This window comes from Adhaeribacter swui (genome assembly GCF_014217805.1).
GTDB lineage: Bacteria > Bacteroidota > Bacteroidia > Cytophagales > Hymenobacteraceae > Adhaeribacter > Adhaeribacter swui.
This window is the reverse complement of the sequence record NZ_CP055156.1, coordinates 2,363,898-2,389,885: the sequence shown is the minus strand read 5'-3', so window position 1 is coordinate 2,389,885 and position 25,988 is coordinate 2,363,898. Positions and strand designations below refer to the sequence as shown.

The window sequence follows — 25,988 nt, the reverse complement described above, 5'->3', positions numbered from 1 at the left end:
GGACTGATAAAACAGACCGTTAATAATAGGAATATCCAAAGTTGCAGCAACTCCAAATCAAGAAATACGGGCAAGCCAGCGCTAACTTATTTATATTGCCGGGGTATTTACCTATTGTTTAATCTAAAGAAATAAACCGTGCCGCTGCTGTTACCCGTTGAAGATAAATTTCCTGCATTTGGTGAAAACTGTTATATCGCTGAAAATGCCACCGTGGTGGGCGATGTAGTACTGGGAAACGAGTGTACCGTGTGGTTTAACGCTGTTATCCGGGGCGACGTGAACAGCATCCGGATTGGCGATAAAACCAACATTCAGGATGGTGCCGTTATTCATTGTACCTACCAGCGAGCCGCTACCGTTATTGGCAACAACGTATCGGTGGGGCACAACGCCATTGTGCACGGGTGCACCATCCGGGATAACGTACTGGTGGGCATGGGCGCTATTGTAATGGATAATGCCGTGGTGCAGGAAAACTGCATTGTTGCGGCCGGGGCCATTGTACTGGAAAACACAATTTGCGAAGCCGGCCACATCTACGCGGGCATTCCGGCCCGTAAAGTAAAACCGGTAAGCGAAGAACAAATTGCCGGGATGGCCCGCACCGCCAATAACTATGTAATGTACGCCGGCTGGTTTCAACCAAAGCCAAGCTAGTTAAAAGAATTAAAAGCCAAGGCAGTAGCCTGATTGCGGCGGAACTACCTTGGCTTTTAGCCTGTTTTTTAAAAATTTAAAATTCTAGCGGGCCAGAAGTACTTTCTGGTGACTTACCTGCTGACTGGTTTGTAACCGGATTATATACATACCACTCGTTGATTTACTTGCTTGCCATTGATAGGTATACGTTTTAGTTGCTTCAGCCTCGCCTTGAAACAAAGTTGCCACTTCCTGCCCGGTGTTGCTGTAGACTTTTAAACTTACTACCTGGGTTTGCGGTAAGGTAAAGCTCACGTTTAACTGCCCAGCAAACGGATTGGGGAAAGCAACCAATGCGTTGAGATTAGCTAGATTTTCGCTTATAGCTGCTGGTAAATTTTGCCGGGCAGCTATTACTGGACTGTTCGCTTGAGGCGCTACTTTCACCAGCCAGTAATCGTTACCACCCTGGCTTGCCTGGGTACGGTCGCCACTTACCCCGGAGCCAGAACGGCCGCCGAGCAAATACCCGCCATCGTTGGTTTGCCATACGCTGCGGAGCTCTTCTTCGTTATTGCCCCCGAACCGTTTATCCCATTGCTTAGCACCGCTAGCGTTAATCTTAACCAACCAGTAATCGCTGCTGCCCCGGCTGCCTTGGGTCTTATCACCGCTCTTACCCGAAGATGAAGTTCCGCCTAAAACATAGCCGCCGGTTTTATCCAGGATGAGAGAACGCAGGCTTTCTTCCCCAGCGCCGCCGTAGGTTTTATCCCATTGTTTTTTGCCCTGACCATCTACCTGCAATATCCAGAAATCTTTACCGCCCTGACTATTCTGGCTTTTTTCGCCGCCTTTACCCGAAGCACTTTGCCCGGCCAGCAGGATGGCATTAGTAGCAGTAGTTGATAAGGCATACAGTTGATCCTGGCCACTACCACCATAGCGTTTATCCCAGAGTTTCTGACCTTCGCTGTTGGTACGCACTACCCAATAGTCCGAGTTACCCCGGCTGCCCTGGCTTTTATCGCCGCCGGCTGCGGAGAACGAAGTACCCCCCAAAAGCAAATCCCGGTTTCCAAGTACCAGCACATCCTCCAGGTAATCATCGCCAGATCCCCCAAAACGTTTATCCCAGTATTTGGCGCCGTTTATACCCTGGATTTTAATTATCCAATAATCTTTTCCGCCCCGGGTTCCCTGGGTTTTGTCGCCGCTCACCGCCGATTCGCTGTAACCCGCTAACAGGTAAGTATTATCATTTCCCAGAGAAATAATTTTTTTAAAATCTTCTACGCCCTGGCCGCCATAGCTTTGGTCCCATTCTTTTTGGCCGCTGCTGTTTATTTTTATTATCCAATAATCCCGACTGCCATTACTGGCCTGGGTTTTGTCGCCGCCTAACCCCGATTCGGAACTACCACCCAGTAAATAGCCTCCATCCTGGGTAGATACTACACTTTTGAGATAGTCTTCGCCGGAGCCGCCGTAGCGTTTATCCCATAGTTTTTTGCCGGCGGGGTCGGTTTTTACTACCCAATAATCGCTTTTGCCCCGGCTGCCCTGGGTTTTATCGCCCGATTGGTTGGAGTAAGAATAGCCTCCGAGCAAATACCCGCCGTCGGCGGTGGGCAGCATGGTAGTTAGATAATCGTGGCTACTGCCGCCAAAGCGGAAGTTCCAGGCCTCCAGGGTAGCCGGCGGAAAAGCATGCGTTTCGGTGCGAACCAACCAAAAATCATAATTACCTTTGCTGTTTTCGCTTTTTTCGTAACCTATATTGGAAGTAGAAGAACCGCCTAATAAATAACTACCATCGGGAGAAGCTATAATCGATACCAACCGATCAATACCTTGACTACCGAAAGATTTATCGGCAATTTTTTGTCCGTTTTCGTCTATTTCCAGGAGCCAGTAATCGTCCCGTCCCCGGTTTTCTTCGCTCCGGCTGCTACCTATGTTGGAATGAGTATAACCTGCTATTAAATAATTTCCGGTAGGTAAAACCACTATATCTGTTGGTGTAGACCGATTTGTTACGCACGACTCACAATTAAAAATATCGCCGCCGCCATAAGTTCTCTCCCAAACTTGTTCTCCTTTGGCGTTTACCTTTAAAATCCAATAATAGTACGTTTCAAAACCAGACATTCCTGTTAACAGAAACCCGCCATCGGGCGTAGGAGCTATAGCGGCTAAATTATCTACCCAATCCCGGTCGTAGGTTTTACTCCAGAGCAGGTCGCCTTGGGAATTTAAATAAACTAATTCAAAATCGGTAAATTCATTTATATCGGTATCGGTGTACCCACCTAACACATAGTTACCGTTAGGCAAAACCAACATAGCGGATAAATTATCATCATAAGCATTCCCCAGTGTTTTATCCCAGATTTTATTACCCTCGCTATCTACTTTAATTACCCAGTAATCGGTGGTATAATCGCCGTTACCATTGGTTGTTCCTTTGTTACCTTCACTTTTATCATTGCCTTGGTCCGAAGCAGAAGAACCACCCAACAAATATCCCCCATCCGGCGATACCACAATAGTGGTAAGGTTATCATCCCGGTTTCCGCCCAAGGTTTTATCCCATTGCTTATTACCATCGGCATCGGTTTTTACGAGCCAGTAGTCTTTTGCACCCCGGCTTGGCTCACTTTTATCACCCGTTTGGTCTGAGTCGGAAGAACCGCCCAGCAGGTAGCCCCCATCGGGAGTAGCCAAAATAATAGAAAGGGTTTCTGTGCCTTCGCCCCCGAAAGATTTATCCCAAACTTTTTTTAAATTTTTATCTATTTTCACGAGCCAGTAATCCGAAGCCCCCTTGCTGGCGCTGCCTTTATCGCCCGCTTTGCCCGATTGTGACGTACCAGCCAGTAAATACCCGCCATCGGGAGTGGCTACCATATCGGCTAGCAGATCTATGTTATCGCCGCCGATGGTTTTATCGGGTAGTTTGGTAAACCGTTGCACCCGGAAACTGGTAGTATGTTCTACAGCGCTGTAAGTAGCATTACCTGCCTGCAAAGCTTTAATTACTACGGTGCCATAACCGGTAAATTTTAACTGATTGCCATATTGCGTAGCTGGCCCCGAAAGCAATTTAAAGGTAACCGGTAAGCCCGAACTAGCCTTGGCCAATAGCGTATAAGGCGTACTGCTTAAACCCTGATCTGCCGGATTAAAGGTAATGGTTTGCACTTTTTTGTTCGGGATATCGAGCTTTACTACCCAAAAATCTTCTGCGCCTTTAGGCTCCTGACTTTTTTCCCAGCCTTTGCCCCCCGCAGAAGTACCGGCTACCCAACAGTTACCATCTTCGGTAAGCGCTAGCCCCAGCGAAAGGCTATTTATATATCGATTAACATTGCTTAAAGCTTTATCCCAGATTTTATTACCCTGGGCATTTAACTTTATTACCCAATAGCTTTCCACCTCACGCCGGGCTTCGGTCATATCCTGGTTTTTACTAGAGTTAGAATACCCCCCGAGCAAAAAACCGCCGTCCGGAGTTGCTAATAGGGCAGTAAGACCATCTCTGTTATTGCCGCCAAAGGTGCGGTCCCATACCTTGGTTCCATTTGCCTTAATTTTAATTACCCAGTAATCCCCCTTGGCCTCGTCTTCAGTGGCATCGCGGCTGGGCTGGCTTTTATCCATACTTTCATCCGATTCGGAAGTACCACCGAGCAAGTAGCCCCCATCTTTAGTAACCGCTAAGGCCGTAAGAAAATCGCTTTTATACCCATCATAAGTTTTGTCCCACTGCTTTGCTCCCTGAGCCGAAATTTTGACTACCCAATAATCCGGGCAAGGATCACCGTCGAAGCCATAAGTACAATCGCTGTTGCGGGGTTCGCTTTTATCGCCGCTTTTATCGGAAGAAGTAGAACCGCCTAGTAAATACCCTCCATCCGGAGTAGCAACCAGGGCGTTTAAATAATCTGAATGGTTACCGCCCAAGGTTTTATCCCAAACTTTATTTCCGCTGGCATTTAGCTTTATAACCCAATAATCATAAGTATTTTGATCGCCTTTATTGGCTTCCGATTTATCGCCACTTATTGTTGAAGATGAATAGCCTCCTAAAATATAGCCGCCATCTGGAGTTAGTTCTACTGTAGTTAACCAATCGGTATTATCTCCACCAAAGGTTTTATCCCATTGTTTACTGCCATCGGATTTTAATTTTACAATCCAGTAATCAATTCCGCCTTCATTTTCTTCGGTTTTATTACCTGATGCTCCCGAAAAAGAATAACCACCCAGAATATAGCCACCATCCAGGGTTTGCTGTACCGACTGCAACGCGTCATAATTATCCCCACCAAAAGTCTTGTCCCATTGTTTACTACCGTCGGCGTTTAACTTTATTACCCAGTAATCGCCGCTACCGCCGGCTACTCCGGTTTTATCTCCCGAAACTGGCGAGTAAGAAGTTCCTGCTAAAATAAACCCACCATCATTGGTTGGCTTTATTGATTCAAAAGCATCGCTGCCAGAGCCGCCGTAAGTTTTATCCCAGATTTTAGTTTGCGCCTGAACACAAAAGGAGCTTACAACACTGATTGTCAGCAAGAAAAAAGAAACTAAACGCCAATTAAAAACAGGCTGGAGTGCATTTTTTGTTGCACAAAATAAGAGTTTACGTGTTTTCATAGTGTTTTTTAAATACAAAGGATTGATTGAGATATGTGAAAGAAGAAAAGCAAGAGAAAAAGCAGGTCTTTTAACCAAAAGGTTAAAGCACTACTGCACCGAGAACGCAATACGAACTATATAGCGATTAAAGTAAAGCTTAAGTACTTAGTAAATTAATATAAACTTGAATATAAATACTACTTCAATCACCCTCTCTTTGGGGTTAACTCTGGCATAGCATTAGGTGGCTGCTAGCTGCTTGTAAAAGTAAAAACCCATAATAGCCGGTAACATCAGATACTAAAGCAGTTGATTTTGTTACCTTTAAATTTTAATTTATTGCCTTATGGAAATTACCCTAACCACACCCGCCTTACTGTTTCCGGCTATCTCGATGTTGCTGTTAGCTTACACCAACCGGTTTATCGCCTTGGCCTCGCTTATCCGGAATTTAAAAGAACAATATACCCGCACCCAGAACATTTTATTGATGGGCCAGATAAGCAATTTGCGCGAGCGTTTATTTTTAATCCGGAACATGCAGGCTTTGGGTATTGCCAGCATGTTTTTGTGCGTGTTGTGTATGTTTGTGTTATTTGCCGAAAACCAAACGGCGGGCAAGTATTTATTTGGGATTAGTCTATTTCTACTTCTGGCTTCGCTAGCTTTATCTTTTCGTGAGATACAAATTTCGGTAAATGCCTTAACCTTAGAATTAAGTGACCTGGAAAACGCCAAAGAAGAGCAAAAAAATTTTCATTCGGCCCGCTAATTTAAATAACTTAAAAGATAAAAGTATAAAACTATTATGGGTTAGACTTTAGGTTAGAAACAATAAAGCAGGCAGATCTTATTGCGCTATAACTTTAGTTCAGGCACATTTTAAATTAGAAGTAGTACCATTATAATCAATTCTATAGCCACAACCGCATGCTGCTCCTCCGTAAACTGCTTAAAAAATACGGCGATACAGTAATCCTGGATATTCCGGATTTGCAACTAGATTCGGGTATTTACTGGATTAAAGGCGCCAATGGAGCGGGCAAAACAACTTTTTTAAAATTTTAGCGGGTTTACTGCCTTACCAGGGGCAAATTTATCTACACGACCAAACCGAGTTAAAGCAAGCAGTTGTCCGGCACCGGCAATTGGTAAATTACAGCGAAGCCGAGCCTTTATATCCCGCTTTTTTAACCGGCCAGGAGTTATTAGACCTGGTAGTGGCAGCTAAAAAACCAACCCCGGCGCAGTTTAATCAATTAATTGAATGTTTACAGGTCAGCCCTTTTCTCTCCAAGCCCATCGGTTCGTATTCTTCGGGAATGTTGAAGAAGTTATCGCTTTTGTTCGCTTTTTTGGGCAAACCCGCTTTGATTATTCTGGATGAACCCTTAATTACGCTGGATGCGTTAGCTGTAGACGCCGTTAATCAGCTTATTCTGGAATATCACCAGGCGCAGCAAGTTAGCTTTCTGCTTTCGTCGCACCAGGATTTTATTACTCACGGCGTACCTATTACCGCCACGCTTTTGTTGGAGAATTATACGTTAAGGTTTGTTCCTTGAGCTAAACTTATTATTTCCTATGAAGCCCTTGCAAGTTATTTGGCAGAAAATACTGGTTTACCCCTACTACCGTGATAACACCGGCTTTTTCTTTTTCTGGATAATGCTTTTGGTGGTATTTCAAAACCCCGGTAATCGCTTGTTTACGGAGCCTTTTTTATCTTCGGTTATTCAAACGCCGGTGGTTTTATCGGTTATATTGGGAGTGCTTCTGCTGTATTTTTTAAAATGCTACCGTTATGTTAAAGCTAAATTAACTCAACCCGAGCACGAATTTTTATTTTTAACCTCACTCCTGCCCGTACGGATAGTTTGGTTTAGCTGGCTGTTGGTTTTTGCAGGGCTATACGCCCCGGCTTTGCTTTATTTAAGTTTGTTACTAAACTCCGCCATTAAGCTACAAACTGGATTTATCTGTTGTGGTTTACTAGGTTTTGGCTTGGTAGCCACTGGTTTCTTCACCGGTTATTTTACTTGGCTGCACCACAGCTTAAAAAGCGAAATCCAGTATACATCCCGCGGGTATTTGCGGTTCGCACCAACTTTTAACTCGCCTTGGTTTATCCTGGGCAAATACATCTGGCAGGAGGCTACTGGTCTGTTTCTGCTTACCAAGCTATTTTGCCTGACGGTAACCTGGTTTTTTTTAAAATTTTATCCATCCACAGATTACGGGGTACGGCTAGCCGCCGTGGGGTTTTTAATGGGCCTGGCGGGTCATAGTTTACTGGTGTTCCGGATGCACTTATTCGCAGAGTCGCGCTTGTTAGTTTTGCGCCAGTTACCTTTTACCAATCGGCAACGATTTATGCTTTTGCTTGTGGCTTATAGCTTTGCCCTGCTACCCGAAGGCTTGTTTTTGTTATCCTACATTCCACTCCAATTCCCAACTGGGCAGGTCATCTTTTTTTACGGCTTTGGCCTTGGCTTTTTACTGTTCCTGCATACCTGGTTATACCGCTCCCAATCGCATCAAAATTATTATCAACAGATTTTCTATCTATTTATTAGCTTATTGTTCCTGATTTTATTTTCTGTACCTGTTTGGTTACTGGCCGGCATTCTGCTCCTGTTAAGTTTTGGTTTACTGCAACGGTTTTACTACCGTTTCGAAGCAAGTTGGTAAGCCTTTGTTTGCCGCACTTTTTCCCGAACCTACTCGTTATTAGAAAAGTATTTTCTAAGTTACAATGAAGAAGCTAATCCTGAACGCGCGCATATTTACTATTTTCGGCTATGCGCTACTGGCAGTTTTTATTATTTCGTGCAGCGGCAAACCAACTATAAAAGCCCTGTTGGGCAAACAAACTCCTTACGAAAAATACGTGCAATCCTTGCGCCTAGCTAAATTGCACCAGTCGGGTTTAGGCCAGGATTGGTTGTTGGCGGGCACTAAAGTTTTGCAAGATTCGCTGCTGTTACCCATTCCTTTTGAGGAAACCGGTTATTTCCGGGCCGAAAAACCGGTTGCTTTTGGTTATAATTTTAAAGCCCGCGAGGGCGAATCTATCCGGATTGCGGCTCAGGCAAAAGCCCGCGAACAAGTTACCTTATTTTTAGATTTGTTTGAAGTAGAAGATGGCCGCCCCCGCAAAGTAAAACACCTGGAATCGGCGGATACCATTGCCTTACAAATAAATTACCGGGTAAAAGAAGATCTAACGTACCTGGTGCGTCTGCAACCCGAACTGCTGCGCAGCGGCAGCTATACTATTTCTATTGTTAGTCAGCCATCGTTGGGTTTTCCGGTGCAAGGCAAAGGCAATAGCGCCATCCAAAGCGTTTGGGGCGCTGTTCGCGACAACGGTGCCCGCCGACACGAAGGAATCGACATTTTTGCGCCTCGTGGTACTCCCGCTGTGGCAGCCACCAAAGGAACTGTTACCCGGGTAGACGAAACGCCCATTGGCGGCAAAGTAGTCTGGCTAAATGATGATATGGCCAACCAGCATTTGTATTACGCGCACCTGGATACCCAACTAGTACAACCCGGGCAGCAGGTAATACCGGGCCAGGTACTGGGTTTAGTAGGTAACACGGGCAATGCCCGCACCACCGTACCCCATTTGCATTTTGGCATTTACCGGTCTGGCCGGGGAGCGGTAGATCCTTATCCTTTTGTGTATACCCCCAATCAAAAGCCTTTGCCTTTACAGGTAAATACTACTTCGTTAGGGCAATGGGCCCGTATTAGCAAAAAAGAAGTAAACGTACGCTTATCGCCGGATAAAAACGGCTCGCTCTTAACTACTTTAAACAAAAATACCGCCGTACAAATTGTAGGTGGGTCGGGTAATTGGTACCGGGTTTTATTACCTACCGGCCAAAGCGGCTATATTATAGCTTCTAACATAGAATCTTTAGAAAAACCACTCAATAATTTGCAGATAACCACCAATACCGAAATTTTAGCCGAACCAATGCCCGATGGCACCCCGATTAACATGGTAAAGGCAAGCAGTAAAGTAACGGTATTAGCCAATTACAGCAATTACTTGCTGGTAAAAACAAACGATGGCACCTTGGGTTGGCTTTTACCAGTTTAAAAAGAAGCACTTTACCAAATAGGCTATTTTTAGATTGATTTAGATTCCTGTTATGGTTTGTGTAATTTTGCGCTGTACTATTTATGCACTTAAGCTGCGTTTTCTTTAATGCCTGAACACCCAAAAAATTTAACTATCCAGGATTTCCGGTATACCTTACCTGAATCAGCAGTTGCTCAATACCCGCTAACAAACCGCGATGCGTCTAAGTTACTTTTTTACCGCGGAGGGAATATTTCGGATCATACATTCCGGGAAATACCGGATTTGCTTCCGTCTGAATCTTTATTAGTTTTTAACGATACCAAAGTAGTACAAGCCCGGCTTTTATTTACCAAACCCACGGGCGGTATCATCGAAATATTTTGCCTGGAACCGGTTTTTCCGCATACCGAAATGCAGCAAGCCATGCAACAAACCGGGTCTTGCCATTGGTTGTGCTTGGTTGGAAACGCAAAACGCTGGAAATCCGGAACACTAGAATTGCCGTTACCGCAAGGCATTTTACAAGCCGAACTGCAAGAGCGCACCGCCGATGGATTTATTATTAAATTTAGTTGGCAACCCGCCATTCTAACTTTTGCCGAAGTGCTGGAAATAGCTGGTAAATTACCCTTACCCCCGTACTTAAATCGCGACGCCGAAGACACGGATAAAAATCGCTATCAAACCATTTATGCTGCTACCGCAGGTGCTGTGGCGGCACCTACCGCTGGCTTGCATTTCACGGAAAACGTACTTGATAAGCTTTCGCAACGAGGTATCCAACAAACAAAAGTAACTTTACACGTAGGCGCCGGCACGTTTAAACCAGTAAAAGCCGCGGCCATGGCAGATCACCCCATGCACGCAGAAGAAGTTTATGTACCTCTTACAACCATTCGCCGCCTGCAAAACCAATTAACCAAGCCAGTTATTCCGGTAGGCACAACCTCTTTGCGCACCCTCGAAAGTTTATATTGGCTGGGAGTTTTAATAAAACAGAACCCCAATACAGATCTGTTGCACGTACCGCAATGGCTCGCTTACGAAGCCGACCATACCTTGCCAAGTACTTTTGCCGCCTTGCAAACTTTAATTGATTATTTAGAAGCTAAAAATTTAAATTTTCTGCGGGCTACTACCCAGCTTATAATTGCCCCGGGTTATCAGTTCCGGATTTGTACTGGTTTAATTACTAATTTTCACCAACCGGAAAGCACTCTTTTACTATTGGTATCGGCGCTTATCGGAGATAATTGGCGCAGGGTGTACGCGCATGCCCTCCAGAATAACTACCGTTTTTTGAGTTACGGCGATAGCTCGTTGTTATTACCGTAAGTTAAATTAAGCCAAAAATTATCTTTTGCTCCGCTGCTCGGTTTTGTTAGCAGTGGTAGCCAAATAATCATTTACATTAAAATCTATCTGCATCTCCAGCTTTCCATCTTTTTCTACCAAGTAGCTAAAAGTAGAATAATCGCTGCTGAAAGCCAGCGTCCAGATACTAGGTGCAGATAAACTTAATAAATTTTTAGTATAGGTATCAGCCGGAAAAAACTGCATAAAGGCCGTTCCGTTTCCTTTTGTTTGGCCGCCGTACAAGTTAATTTCATGCGTCTGGCCGTTTTCTTTTTTAATCTCGTGTTTCAGAAAAAAACCAGTAGCCGTACGTTCCAGAATTAAAGTACGAAATACCTTTTCGCCTACGTAAATAGGAATACGCATCTCGCTCTTGGTGCAACTGGCTACTTCTATCGATACGGGTTGCCCAGCTAATAACGCCGATGGCATTTCGGGAAAGATGGTTTGCCCCGCCAGCTTTTTACCTTGCAGGCTTTCTAATGTCTGATAAAAAGCTTCGTTAGCCGTACGCAAGCTACTGTTTCCGGTGGTTGGGGTACGCATACAACCCGTAAACGTAAAAAGCAGCAAAACTACCAGAAAAGATTTAGCCACGTATTTTCGATACAGCCTATGTAAGACTTTCATGCGATTTTATAAAAACAAGCGATTAAAAGTGGCGGTAAAAGAAAGTTGAACCAGCAAAAAACGTAAATATCTTATCATCTTGGTTATTTTTTAAATATTAAAATTTTACCAAATTATTTTATCAGCAACCACCACTTTATAACCTTGCAAAATATTATTTAACACTCTAGAGCGCATGTAAAAGCCAGCCTTATTAACCATTAATCAAATATATAGTGCGGTTCAGCTTTTTCAAAATAACAATTTTACCCGTAGCAACCTTAATCAATTTTCGCAGCACTATATTTGTATAATCCAATTAAAACCTAGTAATAGCACCAATATCTATTTTTTTAAATTTTTAAAAATCAGGTTAAACAACAGTAATAACCTTAGTTTCTTAAGGCAAAAAATTAAGCCCCGAAATAGATCCCGTAAAAATTAAGTGGCGTTAAGGAGTGCAGCTAGTAATTAACTTACCATTCAGGTTAGAGGAATAAAATATTAAGAATTTTTTAACAAAATTTTTGCATCTTAAAAAATCCTTCTTTAATATTGGGTCGTCAAGTAAATGAGAATGAAACAAGTAACAAACGCTTTTTACTTTTACTACTATTTTTTTAGCACCTCGCAGGGGTCTTAAGAGAAAAGTATTGCGTTTAGCTTAACAAAATATAAAACTCCAAAGCCCCGAAAATTCGGGGCTTTTTTTTTAAAATTATGAGTACTTTAAAAATAGCGATTCAAGGTGGCCCGGCTTCTTTCCACGATGTAGTGGCGCAGCAGTATTTTGCTGGTCAAGCCATCGAGATTGTTCCGTGCATGACTTTTCAGCGGGTATGCGCCGCCGTAAAAAACCGCGAGGTTGATTTCGGGGTGATGGCTATTGAAAATGCCCTAGCCGGCAGCATTCTGGGAAATTATTCGCTGTTGCAGGATTATCCGGTATCTATTATTGGGGAAGCTTACTTACCTATCGAACAAAATTTATTGGCGTTACCGGGTCAATCTTTGGCTGATATAAAATTAGTGCGGTCGCACCCCATGGCTTTGTTACAGTGCACCAACTTTTTAGAAGAAAATCCGCACATCCAGGCCTTAGAATCAGCGGACACGGCTGAAAGTGCCCGCGAAATCCGGGAAAATAACTTAGTGGGAGTAGGCGCTATTGCCAGTAAAATGGCCGCCCAGCGCTACGAGTTAGAGATTGTAGAAGAACGCGTTGAAAATTATAAAGAAAATTATACCCGTTTCATGATTATATCGCGGAAGCCGCTTGCCGATAAAAGCCAGGCAAACAAGGCTTCCGTTATTTTCACGCTACATCACCGCGCCGGCGAACTGGCTAAAATCTTAGATGTTTTCCGGGATGTATCCATCAACTTATCTTTGATTCAGTCTATTCCAATCTTGAGCCGGCCAACCGAGTTTGCCATTTTACTGGATCTGGAATGGGAAGATTATACCACTTTTGAAGAAGCGATTGGTTTAATTACGCCGCTGATTGTGGAAATGAAAATTTTGGGTATTTACAAAAGAGCCAAAAAGTAACATGATTATTGCCAAAGCAAACCGGCTGAACGAAGTACAAGAATACTACTTTGCCCGCAAACTAGCCGAAGTACGCGCTTTAATGGCCCAAGGCAAAAAAATAATAAACCTGGGCATTGGCGATCCGGACTTACCGGCTTCCGAAAATACCGTGCAGGCCCTTACTGCTTCGGCAGAATTGCCTACCAGCCACGGGTACCAGCCATACCGCTCTATTCCAGCGCTGCGCACTGCCATGGCCGATTGGTATGCTCAAACGTATGATGTTACCCTGAATCCGGAAACGGAAGTATTGCCATTGCTGGGATCTAAAGAAGGCGTATTTCATATTTCGCTGGCTTTTTTAAACCCCGGCGATAAAGTATTAATTCCGAACCCGGGTTATCCGGCCTATGCCGCCGTTACCAAGTTAGTTGGTGCCGAACCGGTTTATTTTGATTTAACCGCCGGAAACAACTGGCTACCCGATTTAGCAGCTTTAAATCAGCAGGATTTAAGTGGGGTAAAACTTATGTGGCTAAACTACCCGAATATGCCCACGGGCGCTTTAGCCAGCGAAGCTGATTTTTTAAAAATTATCGATTTCGCCAAAACTAACAACATTTTAATTGTACACGACAACCCTTATAGCCTGGTACTCAACACCAAACCACCGGTAAGTATTTTGCATGCACCGGGAGCAATGGATTGTTGCCTGGAACTTAACTCGTTAAGCAAATCGTTTAATATGGCCGGTTGGCGGGTAGGTATGGTACTGGGGCAAAAAGAGTATATAGACGCGATTATTACGATAAAGAGTAATTTAGATTCGGGTATGTTTTTGCCGGTGCAGCAAGCCGCCATTGAGGCCTTGCAAAATCCGGAAAGCTGGCACGCCGAACGAAATGCTGTTTATCATCGCCGGCGGGAATTAATTTACCGGTTACTGGATTTACTAGGTTGTAAATACACTACCGAAGCTACGGGCATGTTTGTCTGGGCCCGGGTGCCTGACGAAATAAAGGATGTAGAAGCTTTTTTAAACACCATACTCTATGAAGCCCACGTGTTTTTAACACCCGGCAAAATATTCGGATCAAACGGCGAACGGTACGTGCGCGTATCGGTTTGCGCTACAGAAGAAAACATAAATCAAGCAATTCAAAATATTCATCACTTTTTAACTGTTACACAATGAGCCCTAAACCTCAAATCGATGTCCTGACCGAATCTGCTTTAATCAATGCAGACGGATCTCCGCTTATTATTGCTGGCCCTTGCAGCGCCGAGTCGGAGGAACAAGTAATGGCCACTGCCCACGGCATTAAAGCAATTCCGGGCGTAAATATTTACCGGGCTGGTATCTGGAAACCCCGTACCCGGCCTAATTCATTTGAAGGTGTAGGTGTACCCGGCTTAAAATGGTTAAAAAGAGTAAAAGCTGAAACTGGTCTGCGGGTAGCTACCGAGGTAGCTAATGCCATGCACGTGTACGAATCGTTAAAAGCTGGTATAGATGTAATGTGGATTGGTGCCCGTACTACAGTTAACCCTTTCACGGTACAGGAAATTGCCGATGCTTTACGCGGCACTGATATTCCGGTATTGGTTAAAAACCCGGTTAACCCCGATTTACAATTATGGATTGGTGCGATTGAGCGTTTAAACCAGGCTGGTTTGCGCCAGATTGGTGCTATTCACCGTGGTTTCTCTACGTTCGATAATGCGCCTTACCGCAACTTACCAAAATGGAACAGCGCCATTGAGTTCAAGCGCCTATTGCCCGAAATTCCGTTAATCTGCGACCCAAGCCACATTGCCGGTAACCGCGAGTTATTATTGCCGGTTGCGCAAAAAGCAATGGACTTAGCTATGGACGGTTTAATGATCGAAACCCACATTGATCCATCGGTAGCGTTGAGCGATGCGGCCCAGCAGGTAACCCCGGAAAACTTAGGCAAAATGTTAGCCAGCATCCGTTTCCGGAAGCCCGAAGGCGAAGAATTAGCCGAAGACGATCACCACTTACTCGACGAAATGCGGAAGCAAATTGATGAACTGGACGACGAAATGGTAGAAGTATTTGCCCGTCGCGCCCGCTTATCGCGCAAAATTGGCGAGTACAAAAAAGCGCACAACATGACTGTTTACCAGGTAAAACGTTGGGACCAAATTATTGCTGACCGCTTAGAGCACGCTCGTAAAAATGGTTTGGATGAGACTTTCATGAAATCTGTTCTGCAAAGCATTCACCAATATTCCATCAATATTCAAACAGAAGTTTTAAATAAACAAGAGCAAGCTGCCAAGGCTTAATCTATTATTTTTTTTAAAACAAAAACGGTCGCTTTATCTAAGCGACCGTTTTTGTTTTAAGCTGTTTTTTAAAATTTGATGAGCAGGTGCTACCGGGTTTGTTTTCCTCTATTCTAGTTCATCTATAGTCTAATTCCCTTACTTCTAATTTACTAGTGCACGTTTTCCAATCTGGGTCTATCCATTCTCTGGGGCAAGTTTTTAAACTTGTACCTACCTATAGGGTAAAGTCTGTGACTTTACTTCGGCTAAAAGCCGGAACCTGCATCGGCTTTAACAAGCTGCTAAAAAGTAAATTTTTAAAAATTTAGTATGTTTCCGTATTTACTTGGAGCCGACTCCCGTCTCCATTTACTGGTTCCATCGTATTTGAACGGGCTGAGTTTGCCTCGTGGCTGGCGGGCCTCGTTTGGCTCTTTCGGGCTGGTCTAAGCTTCCTTTCCTCCTTACGTCGGAATTTTGCTGCGCAAAACCAGAACCTTAGAAGGCCCTCAAGACCCAAACTGGTGTCTGTTGTTAGTTGCTACGGCTTTTCTAACTTCACGCAAGAAAATTTAAAAATTAGCATTGGATAGAATACTATTTACCTCCGTCTAAGCCATATTTATCCAATAAATAAACCAGAGCGGCCATAGAAGCGCCGCCCAGTTCCAGTTCGCGCTTATTCACTTTATCAAAGGTATCGTTGGAAGCGTGGTGGTATTGAAAATAGCGTTGCGAGTCCGGTAAAAAGCCAATCAGGGTCGCGTTTTTGTCAGCTTCACCCAATGGGCCAATATCGGTACCGGCGTGGCCCGGACCAATATCGTGGAGGCCGTAAGGCGCTAACAAGGGCTTCCAATTTTGAAGGGCTTTTATTTTGTCGGGTTGGCCTTCAATGCCAAAACCGCGAGGAGTAAACCCACCGGCATCCGATTCTATGGCGGCCACATGGCTTTCGTTATTGGTTTTCGCTAGTTCGGCGTATTTACGACCGCCCCGCACACCGTTTTCTTCGTTCATGAACATCACGGCTCTAATGGTCCGTTTGGGCCGGTAATTCATCGATTTAAACAGGCGCAACACTTCAATGGATTGTGTGCAGCCGGTACCATCGTCGTGGGCGCCATCGGCTAAATCCCAAGAATCTAAATGGCCACCTACCGCAATAATTTCATTGGGTTTTTCGCTGCCGCGTAACTCCCCAATCACGTTGTAAGATTTTACATCGGGTAGCGTTTGGCAATGCATTTCGAAAGAAAATTTTAAATTTTGGTCGGTTTTCAGCATCTGACTGAGCTTATCGGCACCGTTCGTGCTAATGGCGGCGGCGGGTATTTTTGGTACCGATTCGTCGTAGCGCAACGAGCCGGTATGCGGAAAATCATCCTGAAATAAGTTTAATGACCGGACTATCACCCCAACGGCGCCCAGCTTAGCCGCTTCGGAAGGCCCTTGACGTCGTTGATCGCCAGCTTCACCATAGGCGATAAACGTTTGTACATGCCGCGGATCCATGGGCCGGTTGAAAAAAATAATCTTACCCTGCACTTTACTGCGGCCTAAAGCTTTTAGCTCATCCAGAGTTTTTACTTCGATTATATTGGCGGTTAAAGCAGTTTTTCCGGTACTTACGGAGCCGCCCAAAGCACAAATAGGTACTTCTACTTTGGTCTTACCTGTTTGGATGCTGGCTTTTTCTTTAGCGCCACGTACCCAATGCGGCACCATTACTTCCTGCAAGTACACTTTATCAAAACCGTAGCTTTCCATTAATTGCCGGGACCATTGCACGGCTTTTTCGGCTTCGAGCGAGCCACTTAACCGGCCGCCAATTTTGTTACTTAAATAATCCAGATTCTTGTAACTCTGACCGTTAGTTAAAGCTTCGTCAAAGATCTTGCGGATAAACACCGAATCAGCAGCCGTTTGCGCAAAAGCGTTAGTTGAAATAAAAAAAGCAATTAAAAACAAAAAAGACCGGAGGTACATCATAAAACAAGGCAATTCTTTATTCTGGAACTCAAATAACAAGATTTAACTTAATTTTTAAACTCTCCCGTCAGATTATTATTTCATTTTACCCTTACTCCTGTTCTGCCTGGCCTCTTTAAAATCATAAAAAAGATAAAATTTAAAAATAAAACTATTTATTTAGTTGTATAACTAAAATTTTAGTTATACGTTTATACACTTAATTATCAAACACTACACCCAGCCATTGACTTATTCCCCTACTACTTTATGAAAGAATTAACCAAAGCGGAAGAACAGGTAATGCAAATTATCTGGGATTTAAAAAAAGGGTTCGTAAAGGACTTTCTTGAAAAGTTACCAGAGCCAAAACCGGCCTATAACACGGTGTCTACGATTGTGCGGATTCTGGAGAAAAAAGGATTTTTGGGGTACACGGCTTATGGAAAAACCCACGAATACTATCCTATTATACAGAAACAGCAGTACAGCAGCTATTACCTCAAAAATTTTGTGAGCGGGTACTTTGGCGGCTCCTTCGAAAAACTGGTTTCGTTTTTTGCCAAAGAAAAAAACATGGATATCCAGGAGCTGGAAGAAATGCTGAAACACGTGCGTCAGGATTTAAACGAACCACAAGATGAATAAAGTACTCTTCTACCTGCTGGAATCGAGCGCTTGTTTGCTCGTCTTTTACCTACTATACACCCTGCTCCTGAAACGGGAAAACTGTTTTCAGTACAACCGGTTTTATTTGCTGCTCACCCCGCTGCTGTCGTTGAGTATTCCTTTGGTAGAACTGCCTTTTTTACAACAACCCGAACCTATAACCATTTTTGTGGCGGAACAATTAGCCCCCGTAACTATTACGGTGCAGCGGGCGGGAGCTTCTGCCGCTTACTGGCTTACCTGGCATACCGGCCTGTTATTCTTATACGGTATTGGACTTACTTTTTTTCTTTTCCGGCTCTTACGGCAACTTTACCAACTGCACCGGTTTACTCAAAAAACACTAACCAGCCGGTTCTATTGGCAAAACATACGGGTTCATAAAACCGAAGGAGTGCAATCTACCTTTTCGTTCTGGAATTGTATCTACCTGGATAATAGCCAAACATTAAGCGCAGTTGAAACGGAGCGGGTACTATTGCACGAAGCCGTACATGTGCGCCAAAAACACAGTCTGGATATTTTATATCTGGAATTTTTAAAAATTATCTTCTGGTTTAACCCGCTGCTTTACTTATACCAACAAGCCCTAACCCATACCCACGAGTTTATTGCTGATGCGGCCGTGCTGCGCACCACTACCCCCGAAACCTACGCCCGCCTACTGGCCCGCCAAATGCTGCACCGGCTGGAGTTTTCTTTTGGTAATTATTTTAATAAATCCCTCACCTTAAAACGAATGAACATGCTACAGCAAAATTATCGTCGTCCGAGTAAATTAAAACAGTTAGCGGCGCTGCCCACGTTTGGCGTGCTGGTATTTATGCTGGCTTGCGCCGAGCCAGAAACCCCAATAAGCCAATCGCCCGTAACCAGCAGTGAAAGCAGTACCTTAAAAGCTGATAATGACGAGGTATTTACTTTCGTAGAACAAAATCCGCTTTTCCCCGGCGGTTTAGAAAAGATGTTTCAATTTTTAGGTAAAAACATTAAATACCCGAAAGCCGCCATCGATGCCAACCTAGAAGGCAATGTAATTGCTGAATTTGTAGTAACTAAAGAAGGTAAGATTACCGACTTAAAAATTGTAAAAAGTTTAAGCCCCGAAACCGATGCCGAAGCCAAACGGGTGATTGCCCTAATGCCTGATTGGGAACCCGGCAAGCAGGATAGTAAGCCCTTAAACGTGAAATACACCTTACCCATTAAGTTTGCTTTGGATGATGATGCTTCTTCTGAAAAAGCCAGAGGATTTATCCAGTACCAAGACAAAACAAACAAAACCATTTTTACCCAAGTAGAGGAATTACCGCAATTTCCGGGAGGGATGGAGAAAATGTATACTTTTTTAGGTAAAAACATAAAGTATCCAACGGCTGCTCAAAAGGCCAGTGTAGAAGGAATGGTAATTGTTCAATTTATAGTAACCGATCAAGGAGCTATTCAGGATTTGCAAATTTTACAAGGGTTAACCGATGAGACCAACGCGGAGGCCTTGCGGGTAGTTAAATCCATGCCTACCTGGCAACCGGGCAAACAAAACGGAAAGCCGGTAAATGTACAATATACCTTACCCCTACGCTTCTCTTTAGGGGCCACTGAACTCAAAAAAGGGCCCCAACCCCAAAAAACAGGCTTTTTCTGGAATAATAGCCGAATTCATTGGAGAATGTCCTTGCATAATAACTGCTAAGCTCTCCAGCTTAAAAAAATTTAAAAATTCGGGTACAAACAAGTAGTAACCAATAATCTTAAATTTTAGAGTACAGTTTAATCAGAAAACTAATACGCTGCAACCGAAAAGGCTCCTTAATTGGGAGCCTTTTCGGTTATTTTTTTATCTTTCATTTCCGGCTTTTCTTCCAGCTCCCATTCATTATTTAATTGCGGGATAGCGTGGTAAGCCGTTAAGTCGAACTGACAAGGTACCACCGACACGTAGTTATTAGCCAGAGCCCATTCGTCGGTATCTTCGCCTTTGTCGGAATTTACGAAGCTGCCGGTCATCCAGAAATAACGGCGTTTATTGGGGTCCAGGCGTTCATCAAATTCTTCCTGCCAACGCGCGTGCGCCTGCCGACAAATTTTTATTCCCGCAATAGGGGTAGCTGAATTCTTGGGAATATTTACGTTTAAAGCGGTATTTACCGGAATACCGTGTTTTAAAGCCTGCCGTACGATTTGCTCTACAAAAGGCTCGGTGTGCGAAAAATCAGCCTCGTGGCCGTAGTCGCACAACGAAAAACCAATCGCCGGCAAGCCTTCAATAGCTGCCTCAATAGCCGCCGACATGGTGCCGGAATACAATACACTAATGCTGGAATTAGAACCATGATTAATGCCACTTACCACCAAATCGGGCTGGCGATTTTTTAAAACGTGGTGTTTTGCCAGTTTCACGCAGTCGGCGGGAGTGCCGGAGCATTCGTAGGCTTCCACGTCGGGAAAAGCGGTGGATTTATCTAAACGCAGGGTATTAGCCACAGTAATGGCGTGCCCCATACCTGATTGAGGTCCATCGGGCGCTACCACTACCACTTCCCCTATTTTTTTCATTACTTTCACTAAAGTTTGAATACCAGGGGCAGTAATGCCATCGTCGTTGGAAATTAGTATTAACGGTTTTTTCGAAGCCATAAGAAATGCAGTATTTAATGCGGCAAAAGTAAAAGAAATACCGCGGTTGTACATGAATAAATCTTTAATTAAGCATACTCGTTAAATCCCCTTAGGGTTAATAAACCGAGTTTTTAATTAGCAGCTACGGCAAAAGCAAAAATTTAAAAAATCCCATTTACTACTTCTTTATCAGCCATTATGTTAAAAAAATATATCTTCTGGATGATTGTGCAGCTAACGCTATTAAGTTGCCAACCTAAAAAATCAGAAAATACTACGGAGTCAGCGTCTACGTCTTCAACTACCACCTTAGATTCCGTTCGCCCCGAAACCATATCACCCGACGGAACCGTAACCCGTTTAGATTCTGTGGGAGATGCTTCTGCTACATCAGCACCGGCTACCTCAAGAGGTTCAGGCACAACAAGCTGGCAAATTTCTAAAAATAAAATCGGACCTATCCACATTGGGATGCATGTAGATGCCCTCCGAAAAGCAGTGCCGGCGGAAATGATAAAAGAAGTACCCATTACGCGCGAAGGTCGGGGTACAAAAGCGTACGAAATCCGGCAATCGGCTACGGAGCAACCTGCCGGCCTGCTCATAGAAGAAACCTGCGAACCAACCTGTCGGGTTTGGCGGGTACACGTGCAAAGTGCAGCTTACAAAACTAAAGAAGGATTAGGGATAGGTGCTACCTTAGGCGAGGTAAAAAAACATTACAAGCTTAGTTATTTAGGCGCCGGCGAAACCGAGATTGTAGCCGTATCCGACGATGCCAAGCTCACCTTTATGCTGGATGTAAGTAAGTTACCCGAAAAGCAAGTACCACGGTTAAATCTGGAAAACACCCCCGATAACACTCCCGTACTGGGCATGCTTATCTTGTAAAATAATTATTTTTAAAATTTTCTATTTCTGCTACGTTTAAGCAAGATCATTCAGGGCTCAGGAACGCTGCTAGTTGCAAATAAGGAACTCTAACTACCTTCGCAAGCGCATAAGGTTTTTTCGGCAGTACAAATAGTGGTGTAACCTTCGTCGAGATCTTTGACAAATTGGGCAAGCTGGGTGTTATACTCCTGCACCGCTTCTAACTTTTTTTCGTCAGGCTTTTGCTTGATCAGTTCATTCAGTTGTTCTACTTTTTTGGTGAGCTCGTTATTACGCTCGGCTAGCTTTACAATATGCGGCGGAATGGTTTCTTCGGAAGCATACTTGCTTTTAATACTAGTCTCGATGCAGTATTTCTTTTTTAAAAATTCCAACGCTTTTTTATCGGCGGTAGCTTGTAGAGTTTCTTTTTGCGCCAAAGCTTGCTTTATGCGATATGCTTCGTAACGGGTATCATAGTTAATTACAGCGGTTTTTACCTTTTCGCGGCACAGAGTACACTTGGTAATGCTGGCTTTTTCGGTTAGGTTGGTGCGCAGATTTACCGTTTCTTCCGAAGCATCTGCTTCTGTTAAACGATTGGTTTCTTTTTCAAACACCTCACGGTATTGTTGGTTCTCCAGCTCATTAATAATACGAGTTATAGCGGCACCCTCGATGGTAGTGGATAAAAAATCTTTACCGGGTAAGTCTACGGAGTGCAGTTTGGTTAAGTAGGCTTCGCGTTTACTGGCATTAGTTACGCTTCTGCCTTCGTCTTCCAGCTCCAGTAAGGTTAATACCAATTCTTTGCTATTTTTTAAGTTATGATCCGCATCCAAATACAATTCGGCGTTATTTACGATGCTGGCGTACTCCGGCCGGAAAATATTCTGGTAGATTGTATTCTTTGTAAATTCCCGCTCGCGCACTCGTTGTAAGGTTTTTAACGCCCGGTAATTTTGAATAACCGAAAACAAACTTTTGGAATTAACCTCCGAAATATTGTTTTTATAGTTTAGCTTATAATCATTTAAGCTTTGCTTTAAATCGGCGAAGGTGCGCAGAAATTCGATAAAATACATTTCCTGCTTAAAAGTTTCGTCGTTTACTAAACCGGCTTCGTGGGCATTGTTTATCTTTTGCTTGCGTTTTTCAATGGTTTCGGTGTTTATTTCGTTGCCGCTGAGCACATCGGTTTTGTACAACGATTTATAATTGGCTACTACCAGGTAAGGATATTCTTTGTAATCAAAAACAGTTTCCAACTTACGCCGGTCTAAACCGTTGGGGCTATTGGCTAACAACTCATTGGCTTTGGCAGCTTTAATGGCTACATTTTTTACATCGGGCGGCACCAAGGCGTATACCCGCACCGAGTGCAGCCGCGTATCAAAATTATGCCCTTCGTACAGCCGGATGGTTGAACTAAATTTATACTCGGTTTTGCGGGAACTCGTACCCAGCAGTTTACCAAACTCCCCTACTAAAGACATTAAAGCGCCGGATGGTGCAGCCGTAAGGCTGGCGATATTCTGCAGTTGCAAAGCTACTAAACTAAAAACCTGCTCGCGGGCATTATCGGCAATGGCTTTGGCTTCAATAGTGGCGTCGATGCTTTTTCCGGTAGTAGATAGGGGCATTTTATCGATAATCCGGATTACGTCAATGTTATCGCTTACCTGGGCAGTAAGCTCTTTATTGTCGTTTTTAACGTAAAAGTTGTAAAGCGGGTAAACTATGCTCTCGTTCCCAAATAATTTTAAATTTTTAAGTTGCGCCGTAATCAGGAGGTACTCCAGTTCCTGCTTGTAATTGTTTTTGTTTTTGCCCACCCCGGTGCGCAGTTCGTTAATAACGCGGGTAAATTTATTACCGTTAAAAAGGTAAATATCCGTTGATAAATACTGCCACTCGTCAGTAAACGCGTATTTATCGGTGTAAGAATATCCCAGGCGGGTTTCAATGCCGTTTTGCGCGTTTGCCGAAAAACAGCCCATAATAAACAACCAGGTAAGTAGCAGCGGATAATTTACTTTTTTCATAGAGAAACCAGAGTAAAAACAGTCCTAAGACAATTTTTTAAACAACTATGTTCTCAAAGAAAAGGCCAATTTTAAAGTTCTAAGAATTGAACTATTTTATGATGTTTGAATGCAAATGTCCTCCTTACATTAAAGCTAAATTGCTACTAATTACCTAACTAAAAATTGATAATAGCTGGTTAGAATAAAACTCAGAAAATAAAATTTTTAAAAAATTTATTTTCTGAGTTCGTTGCCTATAACCAACAGTGAGTCGGGAGGCTCTAGAAGTAAGGGCAACTACGTATAACCAGCCAGTAGCGCTAGTTTACCTTAGCTGTTTTTTGATATGCGGCAATCCCGGCATCCAGGAATTTTATAAAATTGCTGACGTCTAAATCGTAGGCGATGGGCTTAACCAACGGCTTACCATCGGGCCCCATTAATACATAAAACGGCTGCGCATTATTCTGGAAAGCCGTAATCTGAAAATCCGCATACTTTTTACCAATGGTAGTTTTTTGCTTCTGATCGTAAGTAGAGGTATACCACTCGTTTTCGGGTAAAGTAGTTTTATCATCTACATACAAAGCCACTACCACAAAATCATTTTTTAACCGGCGCAGTACTTCCGGGTCTGACCATACATTGGCTTCCATTTCGCGGCAGTTCACGCACCCATGGCCGGTAAAATCAATAAAAATAGGCTTGTTTTGTTCCAGCGCACACCGTTTGGCTTGGTCCAGATCAAAGTAACCTTGGATGCCGTGGGGCAAATGTAAGAAATCGGCGTATTTTGGTTTTTCGCACAAGGTACTAACCGCCTGGTTATTATTGCCGGTAGTTCCGGAAGTAAATAAACGGGATAAATCAAAATCGTGGGTGCTTTGCGGCGGCAAATAGCCCGCTAAGGCTTTTAACGGTGCCCCAAGTAAGCCCGGAATTAAATACACTACAAAGCTAAATGTAATAATAGCCAACGATAAACGCGGCACGCTGATGTAAGGTAAATCGCTGTCGTGGGCAAACTTTAGTTTACCAAGTAAATAAAAACCTAGCAAGGTAAAAAGCACAATCCAAATAGCCAGGTAAATTTCCCGGTCCAGTATTCCCCAATGGTAGGCCTGGTCGGCTACACTTAAAAACTTCAGGGCTAAAGCCAGTTCTATAAAACCCAGACAAACTTTTACAGAGTTAAGCCAGCCACCGGATTTCGGCAAATTCTGCAACCACGACGGGAATGCTGCAAATAAAGTAAACGGCAAAGCAAAAGCCAGCGAATACGCAAACATACCGGTTATGGGCTTTAACGTTTCGCCCCCGGCCGATGCTACCAAAATACTGCCCACAATAGGGCCAGTGCAGGAAAACGACACCAGCACCAAAGTAAACGCCATAAAAAAGATGCCGTACCAGCCGCCTTTATCGCTTTGGCTATCGGCTTTATTTACCAGGCTGCTGGGCAGGGTAATTTCGAACAAACCTAAAAAGGATAAGCCAAAAAGCAGAAATATTAAAAAAAAGAGCCCATTCGGCAACCAATGGGTACTGATAAAATTAGCCGCATCTGGTCCGGCAATTTTTGAAAAAACAACTCCGATTAAAGAATAAATAACAATAATGGATAATCCATAAGCCAAGGCTTTTAAGAAAGATTCGCCCCGCCCCCGGCTGTTACCGGTAAAAAAAGTTACGGTCATGGGCACCATCGGAAAAACGCAGGGCGTAAGCAAGGCTACCAACCCCGAGCCAAAAGCCACTAGAAAAAACGTCCACAGGTTGGAGCCGGTCTGGAGTTCGCCTCCCATATCTACGTTGGCAGAAATGGCGGTAGTCGAATCTGGAGTGTTGGAAGTTGCGGCCACTTGCGCTTTCTTTCTAGCTGAATCGGCTAAAGCAGAGTCCACGCGGGTGATTACATTTTGAAAATCAGGATTATCGGCCAGTAATGTTTCAGGCTCTTCGGAACGGAGAGCAGGTTTTGTTGTTGCCAGAGGTGCCGGATTATTGCTTGCCTGCGGCGTTGCTGTAGTTGCCGGATTATTATTGATTACAATTGGCTCGCCGGTAACAGCAATGGGTTCCAGGGTAAACGATTCTTCGAACGGAATACACTTGCCATCTACTTCGGTACAAACCTGGTATTCTACGGAGCCACTCAGGCGTATATCTTTTTGTAAAACTTTAATGCGCTGCCGAAACTGAGCGGTTTTGGTAAAGTATGTAACATCGCCTTCAAATATCTTATCAAACTTTTTCTTCGGATTTACCGGAATAATTTTACCTAGAAGCTGATAAGAAGGGTGCGGCGTAAACGTAAAAGTGGTTACCGTGGGGCCCACGTTTGGGTCGAAGTCGCTGGAATATAAATACCAATCCGGATCTATTTTTACGTTAAAAACTACTTCTATTTCGTCGCCGGTTTTTGCTTCTTTTTTAGACCAGGTATAAGCCCAGGTGGCTGGTTTTAACACCTGACTAAAAGTATTCTGGAGAAAGAATAAAAAGAAAAATAAAGAAAGTATAGCGCGGTTCAGGGGTATCATGTAATCGGATTCAGGGTAAAAATTACTACAAAATAAAGCAATTAGCGGCACATAAAATAACCACTCGTTTTTACCTGTGCCGCAAAACAGCCATCAGGAAAATTAGGATGT

At 43.7% G+C, this 25,988-nt stretch carries 19 protein-coding genes; 13 read left to right on the top strand and 6 right to left on the bottom strand.

Annotated features, from left to right (window positions below):
- The first annotated feature begins 138 nt into the window (after positions 1-138).
- On the top strand, positions 139-660 hold the full coding sequence (locus tag HUW51_RS10425) for a gamma carbonic anhydrase family protein (protein WP_185273973.1): 522 nt from the start codon (positions 139-141) through the stop codon (positions 658-660).
- Positions 661-744: 84 nt separating this feature from the next.
- On the opposite strand, the gene HUW51_RS10420 is transcribed toward HUW51_RS10425, so the two are convergent.
- Positions 745-5,223 (bottom strand): T9SS type A sorting domain-containing protein, encoded by a 4,479-nt coding sequence (locus HUW51_RS10420; RefSeq protein ID WP_185273972.1) that lies wholly within the window; start codon positions 5,221-5,223, stop codon positions 745-747.
- Between the two features lie 409 nt (positions 5,224-5,632).
- Between HUW51_RS10420 and HUW51_RS10415 the strand changes: the two genes are divergently transcribed.
- From HUW51_RS10415 to HUW51_RS10390, 6 genes are all read left to right on the top strand, one after another.
- Complete coding sequence (locus HUW51_RS10415; protein WP_185273971.1) at positions 5,633-6,058, top strand: DUF2721 domain-containing protein; 426 nt, start codon at positions 5,633-5,635, stop codon at positions 6,056-6,058.
- 158 nt (positions 6,059-6,216) lie between these two features.
- The gene (locus tag HUW51_RS10410; protein ID WP_185273970.1) at positions 6,217-6,354 is read left to right on the top strand and encodes an ABC transporter ATP-binding protein; all 138 of its coding nucleotides are present in this window, start codon (positions 6,217-6,219) and stop codon (positions 6,352-6,354) included.
- Positions 6,348-6,851, top strand: a complete 504-nt coding sequence (locus HUW51_RS10405; protein WP_185274491.1) for an ABC transporter ATP-binding protein — start codon at positions 6,348-6,350, stop codon at positions 6,849-6,851. The genes HUW51_RS10410 and HUW51_RS10405 overlap by 7 nt, the downstream gene beginning before the upstream one ends.
- 19 nt (positions 6,852-6,870) lie before the next feature.
- Positions 6,871-7,977, top strand: coding sequence for a hypothetical protein (locus HUW51_RS10400; protein ID WP_185273969.1), 1,107 nt, complete (start codon positions 6,871-6,873; stop codon positions 7,975-7,977).
- A gap of 64 nt (positions 7,978-8,041) precedes the next feature.
- On the top strand, positions 8,042-9,397 hold the full coding sequence (locus HUW51_RS10395) for a M23 family metallopeptidase (RefSeq protein ID WP_185273968.1): 1,356 nt from the start codon (positions 8,042-8,044) through the stop codon (positions 9,395-9,397).
- A gap of 108 nt (positions 9,398-9,505) precedes the next feature.
- A complete protein-coding gene (locus tag HUW51_RS10390) occupies positions 9,506-10,717 on the top strand; it encodes an S-adenosylmethionine:tRNA ribosyltransferase-isomerase (protein WP_185273967.1) in 1,212 nt (403 codons plus the stop codon).
- Positions 10,718-10,735: 18 nt separating this feature from the next.
- Here HUW51_RS10390 and HUW51_RS10385 read toward each other — a convergent pair whose 3' ends face one another.
- Positions 10,736-11,368 (bottom strand): hypothetical protein, encoded by a 633-nt coding sequence (locus tag HUW51_RS10385; RefSeq protein ID WP_185273966.1) that lies wholly within the window; start codon positions 11,366-11,368, stop codon positions 10,736-10,738.
- 699 nt (positions 11,369-12,067) lie between these two features.
- Between HUW51_RS10385 and HUW51_RS10380 the strand changes: the two genes are divergently transcribed.
- The 3 genes from HUW51_RS10380 to HUW51_RS10370 are packed head-to-tail and all read left to right on the top strand — an operon-like array spanning position 12,068 to position 15,193.
- Positions 12,068-12,898 (top strand): prephenate dehydratase, encoded by an 831-nt coding sequence (locus HUW51_RS10380; RefSeq protein WP_185273965.1) that lies wholly within the window; start codon positions 12,068-12,070, stop codon positions 12,896-12,898.
- A 1-nt stretch (position 12,899) separates the two neighbouring features.
- A complete protein-coding gene (locus HUW51_RS10375) occupies positions 12,900-14,075 on the top strand; it encodes a pyridoxal phosphate-dependent aminotransferase (RefSeq protein WP_228466994.1) in 1,176 nt (391 codons plus the stop codon).
- A complete protein-coding gene (locus HUW51_RS10370) occupies positions 14,072-15,193 on the top strand; it encodes a chorismate mutase (RefSeq protein ID WP_185273964.1) in 1,122 nt (373 codons plus the stop codon). Before HUW51_RS10375 ends, HUW51_RS10370 begins: the two co-directional genes overlap by 4 nt.
- Positions 15,194-15,772: 579 nt before the next feature.
- Here the strand turns inward: HUW51_RS10370 and HUW51_RS10365 are convergent.
- The gene (locus HUW51_RS10365; protein WP_185274489.1) at positions 15,773-17,164 is read right to left on the bottom strand and encodes a M28 family peptidase; all 1,392 of its coding nucleotides are present in this window, start codon (positions 17,162-17,164) and stop codon (positions 15,773-15,775) included.
- Positions 17,165-17,449: 285 nt separating this feature from the next.
- Here HUW51_RS10365 and HUW51_RS10360 point away from each other — a divergent pair, with 285 nt between their 5' ends.
- Together HUW51_RS10360 and HUW51_RS10355 are read left to right on the top strand one after the other, a co-directional pair.
- Positions 17,450-17,794, top strand: a complete 345-nt coding sequence (locus HUW51_RS10360; protein ID WP_394353955.1) for a BlaI/MecI/CopY family transcriptional regulator — start codon at positions 17,450-17,452, stop codon at positions 17,792-17,794.
- Positions 17,787-19,508, top strand: coding sequence for a M56 family metallopeptidase (locus tag HUW51_RS10355; protein WP_185273962.1), 1,722 nt, complete (start codon positions 17,787-17,789; stop codon positions 19,506-19,508). Before HUW51_RS10360 ends, HUW51_RS10355 begins: the two co-directional genes overlap by 8 nt.
- Positions 19,509-19,624: 116 nt before the next feature.
- Here the strand turns inward: HUW51_RS10355 and surE are convergent, their stop codons facing one another.
- Complete coding sequence (gene surE / locus HUW51_RS10350; RefSeq protein ID WP_185273961.1) at positions 19,625-20,452, bottom strand: 5'/3'-nucleotidase SurE; 828 nt, start codon at positions 20,450-20,452, stop codon at positions 19,625-19,627.
- A gap of 180 nt (positions 20,453-20,632) precedes the next feature.
- Between surE and HUW51_RS10345 the strand changes: the two genes are divergently transcribed.
- On the top strand, positions 20,633-21,325 hold the full coding sequence (locus HUW51_RS10345) for a hypothetical protein (protein WP_185273960.1): 693 nt from the start codon (positions 20,633-20,635) through the stop codon (positions 21,323-21,325).
- 89 nt (positions 21,326-21,414) lie between these two features.
- Here HUW51_RS10345 and HUW51_RS10340 read toward each other — a convergent pair whose 3' ends face one another.
- Positions 21,415-23,352: a hypothetical protein gene (locus tag HUW51_RS10340; RefSeq protein WP_185273959.1), complete on the bottom strand. Its 1,938-nt coding sequence runs from the start codon at positions 23,350-23,352 to the stop codon at positions 21,415-21,417.
- A 302-nt stretch (positions 23,353-23,654) separates the two neighbouring features.
- Complete coding sequence (locus tag HUW51_RS10335) at positions 23,655-25,877, bottom strand: protein-disulfide reductase DsbD family protein (protein WP_185273958.1); 2,223 nt, start codon at positions 25,875-25,877, stop codon at positions 23,655-23,657.
- Positions 25,878-25,988: the final 111 nt, after the last annotated feature.